The following is a 14,581-nucleotide window of genomic DNA, read 5'->3' on the forward strand; positions in this document are numbered from 1 at the left end:
CGAGGACGGCCGTTCCGCCGGGCGGGGTCTGCGCCGTTGCGCGGGTGGCGCGCCCCCCGCGCAACGGCGTGCCGCCCGCGCGGGGCTCGGACGCGGGGCGTCACAGTGGCACTGGCATGCCGCCTGATCGGTATTCTGGGGGCATGAAGATGCCAGCGCTCGCCGCCCTCACCCTGCTGGGGGCGTTGGCCCTGAGCGGCTGCGCCGCCGGAACGACCACGCCATCCGGCACAACCGTGCCCTCGAGCACCGCAACGGCCGCCGCCACCGACGCGAGCGCGAGCGCGGGCGAGAGCTGCGCCGGGGTGAGCGTCGTCGTCGACTTCGGCCCGCTCGACGAGCCCACCATCACGGACTGTGCGGCCACCGGCGACGCGAAGACCGTCCCGGCGAGCACTGTCGTCGCCGACGCCGGGGCGACCACCGAGGGCACGGCGCAGTACGGCGACCAGGTGGTCTGCCGGGTCAACGGCCGTCCGGCCGCCGACGAGACGATCACGGTCGACGGCACGGCTCCGTTCACCGAAGCGTGCCAGGGAATGCCGGCCGCGGCCGCCTATTGGGCGCTCTGGATCAGGCCCTCCGCCGACGCGGACTGGGAATACGCCCAGGAGGGCCTGGGTTCCCTGAAACTGGAGCCCGGCCAGTCCATCGGCCTCGTCTTCACGACCGGCACCGAAACGCCGACGCCCGGCGAATAGTGTTCCGCTTCCGCCTGGCTCCCCTGCGCGCCGCGGCGTTTTTCGCCGTGGGCTTCGTGGTGCTCAGGGTCGGCTACCGGGTGCTTTTTGACGGGGCATCCGGTGCTGGTTTCCCGCTGCTCGAGCTGCCCCGGATCCCGCTGGCGGGGCCGTTCAGCCACATCATCCTGCTCGGGCCGGTGACCACGGGAGGCCTGACGAATGCCGCCGTGAGCGCCCTCCCCGTCGCGGCGCTGATCCTCCTCTTCGGGGCGCTCAACGCCGTGGTTGATGTGAGCCGGCTCTTCGCCCGCGGTGCCGGGCGCGGTCCGCTGCGCGCCGTCTCCCGCGCCCTCGTGATCGCCTGGGCCACGTTCCCGGCGCTGCTCGACTCGGTGCGGCGCGTGCGCGTGGCCGGCCGGCTGCGCGGCGAGCGGTCCATTCCGGCGCTGCTCGTTCCCGTGTTCGAACAGACCGTCGAGCGCGCACTGGCGCTCGCCGCGTCGATGGAGGCCCGAGGGTTCGCCGCCACCCGCGTCGTCGACGGCGTCTGCGAGCGGCCGGTCGTGCTCAAGGATGCCGCGCTCGGCTTCGGCGACGCCACGGACTGGCATCTCGACCACGTCGATCTCGAGCTCCTCCCCGGAACCCTCACCGTGATCACCGGGTCGACCGGATCGGGCAAGTCCAGCCTGCTGTACAGCCTGAGCGGCCTGTTCCAGCACTTCATCGAGGGCGACCAGGCCGGACTGATCGAGGTAGGCGGGGCCGACCGCGCCGTGACTCCCCCGCGCGACACGGCCGGCTTCGTCGGCGTGGTGAGCCAGAACGTGCGGCTCTCCTTCGTGGCGGAGACGGTCAGGGACGAGATCGGGTTCGCGCTCTCCGTACGGGGCGTCGCCGCCGTCATCGTGGACCAGCGCGCGCGCGAGGTCGCCGGGCGACTGGGAATCGACCACCTGCTCGACCGCGGCGTGCAGGCCCTCTCCGCCGGGGAGGCCAGCCTCGTGGCCATCGGCGCCGCCCTCATCTCCCGGCCGATCCTGCTTCTCGTCGACGAGCCGCTGGCAGATCTGGACGGACCGGCCCGGCTCCGGGTCTGCGGCCTGCTCGAGCGGCTGGCACACGAGTCGGGGGTCTGCGTGGTTGTCGCCGAGCACAACACCCGGGAGTGGGCGAGGGCGGCGGATGCCTGGCTCGAGCTGCGCGGCAACCGGGTGCATCTGCTCGGGCCGGGAGAGGTTCCCGGCCCGGTGCGGTCCGGGTCAGGTCACGCCGCCACGCCGCCGGGAGCGACCGCCGGGGCAGCGCTGGCGAGCATCCGCCACCTGACCGTTCGTCGCCGAGCCGAGGTCGTGGTCGACGACGTCTCCCTCGACATCGCGGCCGGTGACATCATCGCCCTCGAGGGGCCAAATGGTGCCGGCAAGTCCAGCCTGCTCGGGGCGTTGGCGCTGGGCGCCGATCCCGGCACCGTGATCGTCGCCGGGCGGGACGTGGCCGAACTCGGCCACCGTGATCGTCGCGCGGCGGTGACGCTGGTGCCCGAGAACGTCGACGACCTGCTCTTTTCGACGACCGTCGCCGAGGAGTGCCGCCGCGCCGACCGGGCGCTGCGACACACGCCGACCGGCATTGCCGGGCCGGCCACCGCGGTGCGGTTCGCGGGCCTGCTCGGGCTCGAGGTCGACGCTGCGGGTCATCTCCTGCGTCGGCACCCGCGCGATCTCTCCGCCGGTGAACGCCTGTGCCTGGTGATGGCGATCCAGCTCGGGGCGGCGCCCGCCCTGCTGCTGGTCGACGAGCCGACCCGCGGGCTCGATCCGGTGGCCAGGACGCTCGTGGCCTCCGCGCTCCGCCGTGCGAGCGGCACGGCCTCGGCGGTGGTGTTCGCCACCCACGACCGCGAGTTCGCCCGCGACCTGGCGACGCGCACGCTCTCGATGGACGCCGCCCGCATCGCGGCCGACCCGCTGGTGGGCACCCCGTGAGCCGCACGCAGGGCCGCTGGACGGCCGGAATACTGGTGGCCGGCAGCATCCTGGCCGCCGCCGGGTTCGCCTGGCCGCTCTTTGTCGCCGCCGTGCCGCGGGATGCCCAGGCCGCCGTTCCGATCGTGGCGTTCGCCCTCGTCCCGGCGCTGGTCGTGGCGCTGGCCGTGACCCTCGACCGGGAAATGTACACCGCGAAGACCGTTGCCCTGCTCGGCGTGCTCTCGGCCGTCGGCGCCGCGGTGCGCATTGCCGGCACCGGGGTCGGCGGCGTCGAGGCCGTGTTCGTGTTGCTGGTGCTGGCCGGCCGGGTCTACGGCGCCCGGTTCGGCTTCCTGCTCGGGCTGCTGACCATCGCGGTGTCCTCGATGCTCTGGGGCGGTTTCGGCCCGTGGACGCCGTTCCAGATGTTCGCCTGCGGCTGGGTGGGGGCCGGTGCCGGCCTGCTGCCGGGCCTCGGCCGTCTCGGAACGCGCGGGGAACCGGCGAGCCGGCTGGCGGCACGCCTCGAGATCGCGCTGCTCGCCGGCTACGGCATCGCCGCGTCGTACCTGTTCGGGCTGGTGATGAACCTGTGGTTCTGGCCGTTCGCGGTGGGCAGCGGCACCGGGATCTCCTACGCCGCGGATGCCTCGCCAGGCGACAACGTCGCCTCCTTCGCCCTGTACACGCTCGTGACCTCGACCCTCACCTGGGACACCGTCAGGGCGGTCACCACGACGCTCGGCATCGTGCTGGTCGGCCCGGCCGCTCTCTCCGCGCTGCGCCGGGCCAGGCTGCCGAGGCCGGCAGCGGCCCGGCGGAGGAACGTTAGACCGAGAAGTACTTCGCTTCGGGGTGGTGAAACACGAACGCGTCCGTCGACTGCTCAGGGTGCAGCTGCAGTTCCTCAGACAGGACCACACCCATCCGCTCCGGCCTGAGCAGGTCGACCACCTTGCGGCGGTCCTCCATCTCGGGGCAGGCCGGGTAGCCGAGCGAGAAACGAGCACCGCGGTATTCGAGTTTGAACATGCCGGCGATATCCTTCGGGTCCTCGGCGCCGAGGCCGAGTTCGCCCCGCACCCTGGCGTGCCAGTACTCGGCGAGGGCCTCGGTCAGCTGCATGGTCAGGCCGTTGAGTTCCATGTAGTCGCGGTACTTGTTCTCGGCGAAGAGCTTCGCCGTGACGGAGTCGACGTTCGCCCCGGCCGTGACCAGCTGGAGGGCGACGACATCCGTCTGCCCGGATTCGCGCGGGCGCACGAAGTCGGCCAGGCACAGGTGCCGGTCGCGGCGCTGCCGCGGGAAGGAGAAGCGCAGGCGCTCGGCGCCGACGCTTCCGCCGGAGCCGCCGTCGGGCGCGAGCAGCCCCTTCACGCCCAGCACACCGGCCGGGTCGTCGCCGTGGTGCAGGATGACGAGGTCGTTTCCCTCGCTGTAGGCGGGGAAGTAGCCGTAGGCGACGGAGGCGTCGAGGATCCCCTCGGCGAGAATCCGGTCGAGCCAGTAGCGCAGCCGGGGCCGCCCCTCGGTGTCGACGAGCTCCTGGTAGCTCGCGCCGTCCTCGGCGCGGCTGGGCTTGAGCCCCCACTGGCCCATGAAGGTGGCGCGTTCATCGAGGAAAGCGGAGTACTCGGCCAGGGCGACGCCCTTGACGATCCGGGTTCCCCAGAACGGCGGCACCGGCACCGGGTTGTCGCCGGCCACGTCGGAGCGCGCGGGCATGGCCTCCGGTTCGGTGACCGTGAGCAGGTTGCGCTTGTGGATGCGTTTCTTCAGCGGCGGGAGCCCCACGGATGCCGGGTCGGCGCCGCGGGCGACGGCCACCAGCGGTTCCATCAGGGCCAGGCCCTCGAAAGCGTCGCGCGCGTAGCGGACCTGCCCGTCGAACAGAGCGGCCAGGTCTTCCTCGACGTAGGCCCTGGTGAGCGCTGCCCCGCCGAGGATCACCGGCCACTTCGTTGCCAGTCCGCGGGCGTTCAGCTCGAGCAGGTTCTCCTTCATCACGACCGTGGACTTGACCAGCAGCCCGCTCATCCCGATGACGTCGGCGTTGTGTTCGTCGGCGGCGGCGATGATCTCATTGATCGTTTTCTTGATCCCGATGTTGATCACGTCGTAGCCGTTGTTGGTGAGGATGATGTCGACGAGGTTCTTGCCGATGTCGTGCACGTCGCCGCGCACGGTGGCCAGCACCATGGTGCCCTTGCCTGCCGCCGTCGACTTTTCCATGTGTGGTTCGAGCAGAGCGACCGCGGCCTTCATCACCTCGGCAGATTGCAGCACGAACGGCAGTTGCATCTCGCCGCTGCCGAATCGGGCGCCGACGATCTGCATGCCGGCGAGCAGGTGAACGTTGACGATGTCCAGCGCGCTCATCCCGCCGGACCGGGCCAGGTCGAGGTCACCCTCGAGTCCCTTGGCCTCCCCGTCGATGATGCGGCGTTCGAGCCGCTCGCCCACGGGCAGGGCGGCGAGCTCCGCGGCGCGTTCGTCCTTCAGCGCGGCCGAGTCGACCCCGGCGAACAGGTCGAGCAGTGCGGCGAGGGGGTCATAGCTGAGGTTGCCCTCGGCGTCGTACTCCCGGCGGTCCCAGACGAGGTCGAGCGCGACCTTGCGTCGGTCGGCGGGCACGGAGGCCAGGGGGACGATCTTGGCCGAGTTGACGATCGCGGAGTCGAGACCGGCCTCGGTGGCCTCGTGCAGGAAGACCGAGTTGAGCACCGACCTGGCCGCGGGGTTCAGGCCGAAGGAGACGTTGGAGACGCCGAGGGTGGTGTGGATGCCCGGGTACCTGGCCTTGATCTGCCGGATCGCCTCGATCGTCTCGATCCCGTCCCTGCGGGTCTCCTCCTGGCCGGTGGCGATGGGGAAGGTGAGGGCGTCGACGATGATGTCCTCGACCCGCATGTCCCACTCGTTGACCAGGGTGTCGACGAGCCGGCTGGCGATGCGCACCTTGTGCTCCGCGGTGCGGGCCTGGCCCTCCTCGTCGATGGTCAGGGCGATGACTGCGGCGCCGTGCTCCTTGACCAGCGGCATGATCCGGCCGAACCGGGACTCGGGGCCCTCGCCGTCCTCGAAGTTCACGGAGTTGACGACCGGGCGACCCCCGATGAGTTCCATGCCGGCCTGCAACACGGCCGGTTCGGTCGAGTCGACGACGAGCGGGAGGGTGGAGGCGCTGGCGAGCCGGGAGACGACCTGGCGGATGTCCTCCACGCCGTCACGTCCCACGTAGTCGATGCACACGTCGAGCAGATGGGCGCCGTCACGCACCTGCGCTCGGGCGATGTCGACGCAGTCGTCCCACCGTTCCTCGAGCATGGCGTCGCGGAAGGCACGCGACCCGTTGGCGTTCGTGCGCTCGCCGATCGCGAGGAACGCGCTGTCCTGGTCGAAACTGACGTGCTGGTACAGGCTGGCGACGCCGGCGTCTTCCTCGATGGCGCGCGGCGTGACGGGCGTGCCCCGCAACCGGTCGACGACGGCCTTCATGTGTGCGGGAGTGGTGCCGCAGCACCCGCCAACGAGGCCGAGCCCGAATTCCTTGACGAACTGTTCGTGCGCGGTGGCCAGCTGGTCGGGGGTGAGCGGGTAGCTGGCGCCCGTTGCGGTGAGCATCGGCAGGCCGGCGTTGGGCATGCAGAGCACCGGAACGTGCGAGAACTTGGAGAGGTGCCGGAGGTGCTCGCTCATCTCCGTCGGCCCGGTCGCGCAGTTGAGTCCGATCGCGTCGATGCCGAGCGGTTCGAGCGCGGTCAGCGCCGCCCCGATCTCGCTGCCCATCAGCATGGTTCCGGTGGTCTCGACCGTCACCTCCACGAAGATCGGCAGCCGGATACCGGACTCGGCGATCGCCTGCTTGCACCCGTTGACGGCGGATTTGGTCTGCAGGAGGTCCTGCGAGGTCTCGATCAGGAACGCGTCCGCGCCGCCGCGGATGAGGCCGGTCGCCTGCTCGGCGAACGTCGCCTTGAGGTGCGCGTAGGTGGTGTGGCCGAGGCTCGGCAGCTTGGTTCCCGGCCCCATCGAGCCGAGCACCCAGCGCATCCGGCCATCGCGGGCCTCGTAGTCCTCGACACTCTTGCGGGCGATGGCCGCGCCGGTGCGCGCCAGTTCCTCGATCCGGTCCTCGATGTTGTAGTCGGAGAGGTTCGACCAGTTCGCCCCGAAAGTATTGCTCTCCACCGCGTCAATGCCGGTGTCGAGGTAGGCCCCGTGGATCGCCTCGATCATGTCGGGGCGGCTCACGTTCAGGATCTCATTGCAGCCCTCGAGCTGCTGGTAGTCGTCGAGGCTGGGGTTGTACTCCTGCAGCATCGTGCCCATGGCGCCGTCGGCGATGACGACCCGTTCCGACAGCGCACCGAGCAGCGCCCGGGCCCTGGCCGGGAGCACGGCCTCCGCGAAGGAGCGTGGCCGCTCGTCGGCAAGGTCACGGGTTTGCGTCATCCGGCCAGTTTAACGTCGGCTGCGCCCACCCGATTCCTTCATTACGCCGGGGGTCCCCATCGAAAGCGGACCGGGTCAATACCAGCCGGCGGACTGCGAGTGGTCCCAGGCGCCACACGGTGTGCCGTAGCGTCCCGCGATGTAACCGAGACCCCAGGTGATCTGAGTGGCCGGGTTGGTCTGCCAGTCGGCGCCGGCCGAGGCCATCTTGCTTCCGGGCACCGCCTGCGGAATACCGGTGGCCCCGCTTGAGGAGTTGTAGGCGTTCACGTTCCAGCCGGACTCCCTGTTCCAGAGGCTGACCAGGCAGCCGAACTGGTCGCCGCCCCAGCCGTACTGCGCCAACATCAGGTCCCGGGCGATCGCCTGGGCACCGCTGGGATTGCTCGGTGCGGACGGCCGGGAGGGCGCGGCGGGCGCGGCGGCGGCACTGGCGGCCTCGGCCGCTGCCGCTGCCGCTGCCGCCGCCTTCGCCGCCTCGGCCTCGGCGGCAGCCTGAGCCGCGGCGGCCGCGGCGGCCTGTTCTGCGGCGACCCGGTCGGCCTCGGACGTCGAGGCCTGCACGCTCGCCGATTCGGCTTTCGTCTGGTCGACCAGTTCAAAGATCCGTTCTGGAGCCAGGAGCGTGTAATTGGTCAGGGAGGCCACCGAGGACGCGAGCGCCGTCGCATCCGTCTTCCCCTCCGCGGCGGCCATGACGACGACCGCTTCGTGCAGGGCACCGGTCGCCCTGGCCGCGGCATGAGCCGGCATGACGTTGTCGTACGCGGCCAGTTGCTCGGGGTGCGGGCCGGAGCTCTGCGCGAGGTCGGTCGTGGCCTCGATCCGCAATTCCTCCGCCGCCGTGGTCGACTGCAGCACGAGGCCCGTTCCGACGAGGGCGGACGCGACGAAGAAGGCCCCGGTGGCAAGAATCCGTTTTCGGTCTCGACGACGTTGCGTTTCCAGGTGGCGGCTGAGGCCGTTTTCCGAAGCACTGGCGAACAGGTGGGCGAGGGTTTTGTTGATCCGGGGCATGACTTTCTCAGGGCGAATCGTTCGTGCGCAGGCACCAACGGTTCTGATTCGATGGTCCTCGGGCGGGGGTCGCCCGGGCGAAGCTGCAAGAATGCCCGCGCTTACTGGAAGAATCCTCATTTTCAACTGGCAAAGTGCTGACAACCGGTGGCGTTGGAGCCACACCCGATCGCGCCGTCGGCATCCTCGGCGTGGTGCAATGGGGTGATGTCATCCCGCACCGCGCCCCCGCACCGTTTCGTCTATTCCCCCGACGGCATGCAGATCGCTACCTACGAATTCGGCGACCCGGTCGGCCCCACGGTTGTCGTCGTGCACGGTTTCGCGTCCAGCGCTGTGGCGAACTGGCATCTGACCGGTTGGACCAGGGATCTGACCCGGGCCGGCTTCCACGTGGTCGCCATCGACCAGCGCGGGCACGGTGCCAGCGACAAACCGCATTCTCCGGCCGCGTACACCATGGAGATTCTCGTCGCGGATGTGCAGCGGGTGCTGGACGCGTATGTGCTCGATGAGGTGAACTACGTCGGCTATTCGCTCGGGGCGCGGGTCGGCTGGCAGGCCGCCCGTGAGCTGGAGGGGCGCATTGTTCGGGCGGTGCTCGGCGGCATCCCCGACGGTGACCCGCTGCGGCGATTCAAGGTTGAGGACGCCCGCGCCCACATCGAGCACGGCACCGAGGTTGACGATCGGCTCACCGGGGCCTACCTGACCATGGCTCGAGCATTGCCGGGCAATGACCTGCGGGCGCTCGTCGGCCTGGTCGAGGGGATGCGCGGCGGCTCCCAGCCTGGCCCGGAGAACGCGCCGCGGCAACCACTGCTGTTCGCCACCGGGAGCGAGGACCGCATCATCGAGGCGTCCCGGGCACTCGCCCAGGCCGCCCCGGATGCGGCGTTCTTCGAGATTCCCGGCCGGAACCACTTCAACGCGCCGACGGCGCGGGCGTTCAGGGAGGCCGCAATCGGTTTCCTCACCGCGCACGGCACGACCGCGTCGTCCTGAAGGCGCCGGGGCTCAGTACCAGCCGACGGACTGCGACTTGTCCCAGGCTGCGCACGGCGTGCCATAGCTGCCGGCGATGTAGCCGAGGCCCCAGGTGATCTGGGTGGCCGGGTTGGTCTGCCAGTCGGCGCCGGCCGAGGCCATCTTGATTCCGGGCAGCGCCTGCGGGATGCCGGTGGCTCCGCTCGAGGCGTTGTAGGCGTTGACGTTCCAACCGGATTCCTTGTTCCAGAGGCTGACGAGGCAGCCGAACTGGTCATCGCCCCAGCCGTACTGGGACAGCATCAGGTCCCGGGCGATCGCCTGGGCGCCGCTGGGATCGGTCGGCGCGGACGGGCGTGATGAGGTGCTGGTCGACGCTACGGTGGCCTGGGCCTTGGCCGCTTCCGCGGCAGCGGCGGCCTCTGCGGCGGCCGCCTGCTCGGCGGCGACCCGGTCTACCTCTGCCGTTGAGGCCTGCACGACGGCGACCTGGGATCGCGTCTCGTCGACAAGGTCGAACACGCGGTCGGGGGCGAGGAGCGTGTAGTGGGTGAGCGAGGCGACCGAGACCGTCAGAGCCGAGGCATCCGACTTGCCCTCGGCGGCCGCGATGACGACGTTGGCACCGTCGAGGGTGCCCTTCGCGGCCTGGGCCGCCTGCGCCTTGGCGATGCCGGAATAGGCACCCAGCTGCTCGTGCTGGCGGCCGGTGCTGTCCGCGAGTGCGGCCGTGGCCTCGACGCGGTCGCTGGCCGCCGATGCGGACTGGACGACCAGCCCGGTTCCGATCGTCGCTCCGACGGCGACGATCGCACCGATCAGGAGGGCGCGACTGCGGCGAGGTCGACGCTTGCGCGGCCGGGTCGAACCGGGGCCGGTGGTGTGGGTGGACGTGGGTGTATCAAGCGAGGAGGAAATAGGCAATCCCTTTGCAACACGAATCGTCTGGGCACCGGCGCGTCATCAGGCGGGTGCAGAGCCGTTCTTGTTCGGCAGCCACGGGCGGGGTGCGCGCGGGCGAAGTTCCCAGTGTGCACCCCGCGTCTGGACAAAACCTCACTTTTTGCTGGCAATGTCATGGCAACGCGCAGAGGCCCGGCCGGTGTTCCCGCCTCGATCAGACCGCGGCGGCCGAACCCACGACCACGGAGCGACGGTCCAGGTGGATGCCTGCGACCATGCATCGCACCGAGCCGCCCGCGAGTTCGATCGTCGGCACGGAGAGCGGCACAATCTCGCAACTGCGCTCGATGATCCGCCGCTGGGGTGCGGTCAGGCTCGCCAGGGCACGCTCGGAGAGCGCCAGGATCCGGCCGTTTTTTCCGTGCAATTCGATGGCGTTCCCGGCGAAGTCACGGATCTGCCCCTGGTCAAGGTCGATCACCTCTCGGTCCTGCGAGGAGAGCCGCTCGACGACCTGGCCACGCCGGGCGGACGACTGGATCAGCCCCAGCCCGACGAGGGCGAAATCGGTGGCGATGCACATCATCACATTGGTGTGGTAGATGGCGGTTCCGCCGTCGTCGACGGCGTCGAAGACCATCGGCTCGTAGCCGAAGTTGGTACAGAATCGCTCGAGTGCGATCGGGTCCGCGCGCCTGGACCGGGCGACGTAGGCGATGCGCGCCCCGTGGTCGAGCACCATCGCCCCGGTGCCCTCGAGGAAGACGTCGTCGAGTTCGAGCCCCGAGTAGTCGACGACGTCCTGCACACGGTAGGTCTGCTTGAGCATCTCGACGATGTCTCCGCGGCGTTCCGTGCGACGGTTCGGTGTGTGCATGGGGTAAAGCCCCACGTGTCCCCCGGCGTGGGTGGAGATCCAGTTGTTGGGAAACACACTGTCGGGGCGGCCGGGGCCGTCGTCGTCGAAGAGGTGAACGGTGATCCCGTGCGCGTCCAGCGTCGCGGCGACCTCGGACACCTCGGCGTACGCGGCCGCGGCCAGCGCATCCGCATCGTCGCCGACCGCACGCGACTGGAACGCGTTGTCGAGTGCCGTCTCAGGGTTGGGCGTGAAGAACCGCGGCCTGATCAGGAGAGCGGCCGACGGCGCCTGAACCGACACCTGGCTAGACGAGCGCGGGCGAGCCCGCGGTGACGAGGCCGAACAGGTCTTTGGGGTCGTCGGGATCGGCCACGAGGTCGATGTCGGTATAGAAGGAGGTGCGGTCGACGGCATCCTGCAGGAAGCGGAGGGCGGAGAAATCCTCGATCGCGAAACCGACCGAGTCGAAGATGGTGATCTGGCGCTCATCCTGACGTCCGACGGCCTGGCCGGCGAGCACCTGCCAGATCTCCGTGACCGGGAAGTCGGGATCCATCTGCTGGATCTCGCCCTCGATCCGGGTCTGCGGCGTGAACTCAACGAAGACGTCGCCGCGAAGGAGGATGGCGGCGGCCAGTTCGGTCTTGCCGGGGCAGTCTCCGCCGATCGCGTTGATATGGACGCCGGGCTGGACCATCTCGTCGGTGAGTACGGTCGCGTTCGCCTTGTCGGCGGTGCAGGTGGTGATGATGTCGGCTCCGGCTACGGCATCAGCCGCGCTCGTCGCGACGACGATCTCGAAGCCGAGAGGCGCCAGGTTGCGCAGGAACTTGTCCATGGCCGCCGGGTCGGTGTCCCAGACCCGGAGCCGCTCGATCCCGAGCAGCCCGCGGAAGGCCAGGGCCTGGAACTCGGACTGAGTGCCGGTGCCGAGCATCGCCATGGTGTGTGAGGCGGGACGGGCCAGCGCCCTGGCGACCATGGCGCTGGTCGCGGCGGTGCGGAGCGCGGTGAGTACGGTCATTTCCGACCAAAAGGTGGGGTAGCCGCTCTGCACGTCGGCGAGAACGCCGAACGCGGTGACGGTCTGCAGGCCGCGGGACGGGTTGGAGGGGTGGCCGTTGACGTACTTGAAGCCGTAGGTTTCACCGTCACTGGTGGGCATCAACTCGATCACGCCGAGCGGGGAGTGACTGGCCACCCGGGGCGCCTTGTCGAAGGAGGGCCAGCGCCGGAAGTCACGCTCGATGTACTCGACCATGTCGGTGAGGATGCGCTCGACCCCGGTTTCGGTGGCCCAGCGGTTGATGTTTCCCACGTCTACAAATCGCACCATGTGCGTCTCCCTTCGATCAGGATCCAACCGTACGAGGGATCGTTGTGAGCCCGCCATTCCCTATCCGCGTCATTCTGCCCAGACAATCCCACAATCTGCACAGTCCTGAGCTACACTCTGTCTAATGGCTCTTCTTGACGACCTCGACCGACGCCTTCTCGCCGCGCTCCGCGTGAACGGGCGGGAACCCGTGGCCAGCCTGGCCAGAGAACTCGGGGTCACCCGATCCACGATCAACAGCCGACTCAATCGACTGACCAGCTCCGGCACGATCGTCGGCTTCGGCGTGCGGGTCCGCGAGGACCGGGACCCGAACGAGATCCGGGCGATCACATTGATCGAGGTGGAGGGCCGGGCGACCGATCGGGTAATCCACTCCCTCCGTGGTTTCCCCGAGGTGGAGGCCCTGCATTCCACGAACGGCGGCTGGGACCTGGTTGCCGAGCTCCGCACGGACAGCCTGGCCGACTTCGACCGATTGCTCGGGCAGGTGCGCTCGGTCGAGGGCGTGGTGAACAGCGAGACCAGCCTCCTGCTCAGCTCGGTCGCCCACGACGACCTCCCGACGACTCCGCCGCGCCCACCGCGTCCCTGACCCGGCACCCCCAGCCAACCCGAGGCCGGCCCGCCCTAAGCTGGAACGAATATGCGACTCTTCCTGATCCGCCACGGCCAGACTCCCGGCAACGTTCTCGGCCAGTTGGACACGGCCCACCCCGGGCCCGGCCTGACCGATCTCGGCAGCCGACAGGCCGCCGTGCTCCCGGACGCCCTCCGGCACGAACCGATAGACGCCATCTTCGCGTCGACCCTGGTACGCACCCAGCTCACCGCCCTGCCGCTGGCCGAGGACCGCGGACTCGAGGTCCAGGTCTCCGGCGGACTGCACGAAATTGAGGCCGGTTCCCTCGAGGGACGCAGCGACCGGGCATCCATTCACTCCTACCTCAGGACGGTCTTCGCCTGGGGTGCCGGCGACCTCGGCGCTGTCATGCCCGGGGCCTCGGACGGGCACGCCTTCTTCAGTCGTTTCGACGCCGACATCGAAGCGGCAACAGCGGGAACGGACGCGGTCGCCGTATTCAGCCACGGCGCGGCGATCCGGGTCTGGACCGCGGCCAGGGCCCAGAACGTGACTTCGGTCTTCGCCGGCACCACCGAACTCGCCAACACGGGCATGGTCGAGCTGACCGGTTCGGCAACGGACGGCTGGACGCTCGTTTCCTGGGCCGGGCTCCCGGCCGGCGGCTCCCCGCTGCTCGGCGTCTCGGCCGACGACCCGATGGGCGAGGCGCTTGGCCAGGTGCTGGGCGGAACCGGCGGCGCTTCCTAGCCGGCCTGGGCCGTCGCGGCGGCGCGGCCGATGGGGCTCCGGGTGCATCCCCGTGTTATGTTCAGCCTCTACTAAAGGAGTGCTGTGTTCACAGCTTCGTCTTCCCCTGTTGCAGCAGGCACCCCGCGTTACCCGGCCTCGATCGTACGGACCCTGGCCCTGACGGCGTCGCTGGCCATCGCGGTTCTCGCCCTCACCTTCGGTCCGGCCGGTGCCAACGCGTTCGCGGCGACGCAGGACCTGACCCAGTGCAACGGCCTCCTGGGCGGCGGCGGCCAGGAACTCGACTGCACCATCGATGTCGTCAACAACCTGGACCTCGCGACCGGCACGGAAAGCTCGACGGTGACGACCACGGTCTGCCAGGGGCCGAACAGCGCCCCCATCTGCGGCCAGCCGGTGACCACGTCGTACAACCTGCTCACCAAGTCGGTCGACCAGTGCAACGGCTCCGTGAACGGCGGCGGTTCCACCCTGACCTGCCGCGTGACTGTGGTCAACAACATCACGGGCGCCCCCGAAAACTCGGGCACGACCGGCGCAACGGTGAACCAGTGCAACTACGCCGGCACCGGCGGCGGCACCGCCCCGACCCTGAACTGCGATCCCTTCCCCGCCTCCGTGTCCGGCGCGACGATCACGCAGTGCAACTACTCCGTCAACGGCGGCGGAGCCCCCGACCGAGTCACCTGCACCGTGGTCGACCCGTCCACGGTGAGCGCGCTGCTGCCCGTGACGGTCAACCAGTGCAACGACTCCGCCAACGGCGGCGGGTCCCTCGTGACCTGCAGTGTGAAGCTGACCAACACCATCACCACCGTCGCCGCGAGCACGACGCCGACCCCGGTGGCGACCACCCCCGCGAAGAACGTGCTGCACGACTCCAAGACCGATGGGTTCGACCTGGTTGCCGCGCACGACGCAGGCACCTTCGGCGGAACGGCATTCCTCGGCGCCGGTATCCTCGTTCTGCTGGCCTCCGGCCTGCTGACCCTGGGCATCGCAACCCGCAAGGCAGACGCCCGTCGCTAGGAT

The 14,581-nt window shown here is 69.7% G+C and carries 12 protein-coding genes; 7 read left to right on the forward strand and 5 right to left on the reverse strand.

The genetic code is table 11. The annotated features are described in order from the left end of the window. The first annotated feature begins 143 nt into the window (after nt 1–143). From QMG61_RS13830 to QMG61_RS13840, 3 genes are read left to right on the forward strand one after another with little or no spacing between them, the layout of a single operon-like run. Nucleotides 144–701, forward strand: a complete 558-nt coding sequence (locus QMG61_RS13830; protein ID WP_283494912.1) for a hypothetical protein — start codon at nt 144–146, stop codon at nt 699–701. Further along, a complete protein-coding gene (locus QMG61_RS13835; protein ID WP_283494913.1) occupies nt 701–2,671 on the forward strand; it encodes an ATP-binding cassette domain-containing protein in 1,971 nt (656 codons plus the stop codon). The genes QMG61_RS13830 and QMG61_RS13835 overlap by 1 nt, the downstream gene beginning before the upstream one ends. Further along, nucleotides 2,668–3,594 (forward strand): ECF transporter S component, encoded by a 927-nt coding sequence (locus QMG61_RS13840; protein WP_283494914.1) that lies wholly within the window; start codon nt 2,668–2,670, stop codon nt 3,592–3,594. The genes QMG61_RS13835 and QMG61_RS13840 overlap by 4 nt, the downstream gene beginning before the upstream one ends. Here the strand turns inward: QMG61_RS13840 and metH are convergent. Both metH and QMG61_RS13850 read right to left on the reverse strand, forming a co-directional pair. Next, complete coding sequence (metH, locus tag QMG61_RS13845) at nt 3,482–7,108, reverse strand: methionine synthase (protein WP_283494915.1); 3,627 nt, start codon at nt 7,106–7,108, stop codon at nt 3,482–3,484. The two genes, QMG61_RS13840 and metH, sit on opposite strands and share 113 nt — an antisense overlap. A gap of 75 nt (nt 7,109–7,183) precedes the next feature. Then, nucleotides 7,184–8,125, reverse strand: coding sequence for an aggregation-promoting factor C-terminal-like domain-containing protein (locus tag QMG61_RS13850; protein ID WP_283494916.1), 942 nt, complete (start codon nt 8,123–8,125; stop codon nt 7,184–7,186). Nucleotides 8,126–8,332: 207 nt separating this feature from the next. On the opposite strand from QMG61_RS13850, the gene QMG61_RS13855 reads away from it, so the two are divergent. Continuing rightward, nucleotides 8,333–9,130, forward strand: a complete 798-nt coding sequence (locus QMG61_RS13855) for an alpha/beta fold hydrolase (RefSeq protein WP_283494917.1) — start codon at nt 8,333–8,335, stop codon at nt 9,128–9,130. A 12-nt stretch (nt 9,131–9,142) separates the two neighbouring features. Here the strand turns inward: QMG61_RS13855 and QMG61_RS13860 are convergent, their stop codons facing one another. From QMG61_RS13860 to ocd, 3 genes are all read right to left on the reverse strand, one after another. After that, nucleotides 9,143–10,036: an aggregation-promoting factor C-terminal-like domain-containing protein gene (locus QMG61_RS13860; RefSeq protein WP_283494918.1), complete on the reverse strand. Its 894-nt coding sequence runs from the start codon at nt 10,034–10,036 to the stop codon at nt 9,143–9,145. Nucleotides 10,037–10,229: 193 nt separating this feature from the next. Beyond that, on the reverse strand, nt 10,230–11,177 hold the full coding sequence (gene ctlX / locus QMG61_RS13865; RefSeq protein WP_283494919.1) for a citrulline utilization hydrolase CtlX: 948 nt from the start codon (nt 11,175–11,177) through the stop codon (nt 10,230–10,232). 4 nt (nt 11,178–11,181) lie between these two features. Then, on the reverse strand, nt 11,182–12,213 hold the full coding sequence (ocd, locus tag QMG61_RS13870) for an ornithine cyclodeaminase (RefSeq protein WP_283494920.1): 1,032 nt from the start codon (nt 12,211–12,213) through the stop codon (nt 11,182–11,184). Between the two features lie 124 nt (nt 12,214–12,337). Here ocd and QMG61_RS13875 point away from each other — a divergent pair, with 124 nt between their 5' ends. The 3 genes from QMG61_RS13875 (at nt 12,338) to QMG61_RS13885 (ending at nt 14,578) form a co-directional block, all read left to right on the forward strand. Continuing rightward, nucleotides 12,338–12,808: an Lrp/AsnC family transcriptional regulator gene (locus QMG61_RS13875; RefSeq protein WP_283494921.1), complete on the forward strand. Its 471-nt coding sequence runs from the start codon at nt 12,338–12,340 to the stop codon at nt 12,806–12,808. Between the two features lie 51 nt (nt 12,809–12,859). Beyond that, the gene (locus QMG61_RS13880) at nt 12,860–13,546 is read left to right on the forward strand and encodes a histidine phosphatase family protein (RefSeq protein ID WP_283494922.1); all 687 of its coding nucleotides are present in this window, start codon (nt 12,860–12,862) and stop codon (nt 13,544–13,546) included. 84 nt (nt 13,547–13,630) lie between these two features. After that, complete coding sequence (locus QMG61_RS13885; RefSeq protein ID WP_283494923.1) at nt 13,631–14,578, forward strand: hypothetical protein; 948 nt, start codon at nt 13,631–13,633, stop codon at nt 14,576–14,578. Nucleotides 14,579–14,581: the final 3 nt, after the last annotated feature.

The organism is Cryobacterium sp. PH31-AA6 (assembly GCF_030063195.1).
Classification (GTDB): domain Bacteria; phylum Actinomycetota; class Actinomycetes; order Actinomycetales; family Microbacteriaceae; genus Cryobacterium.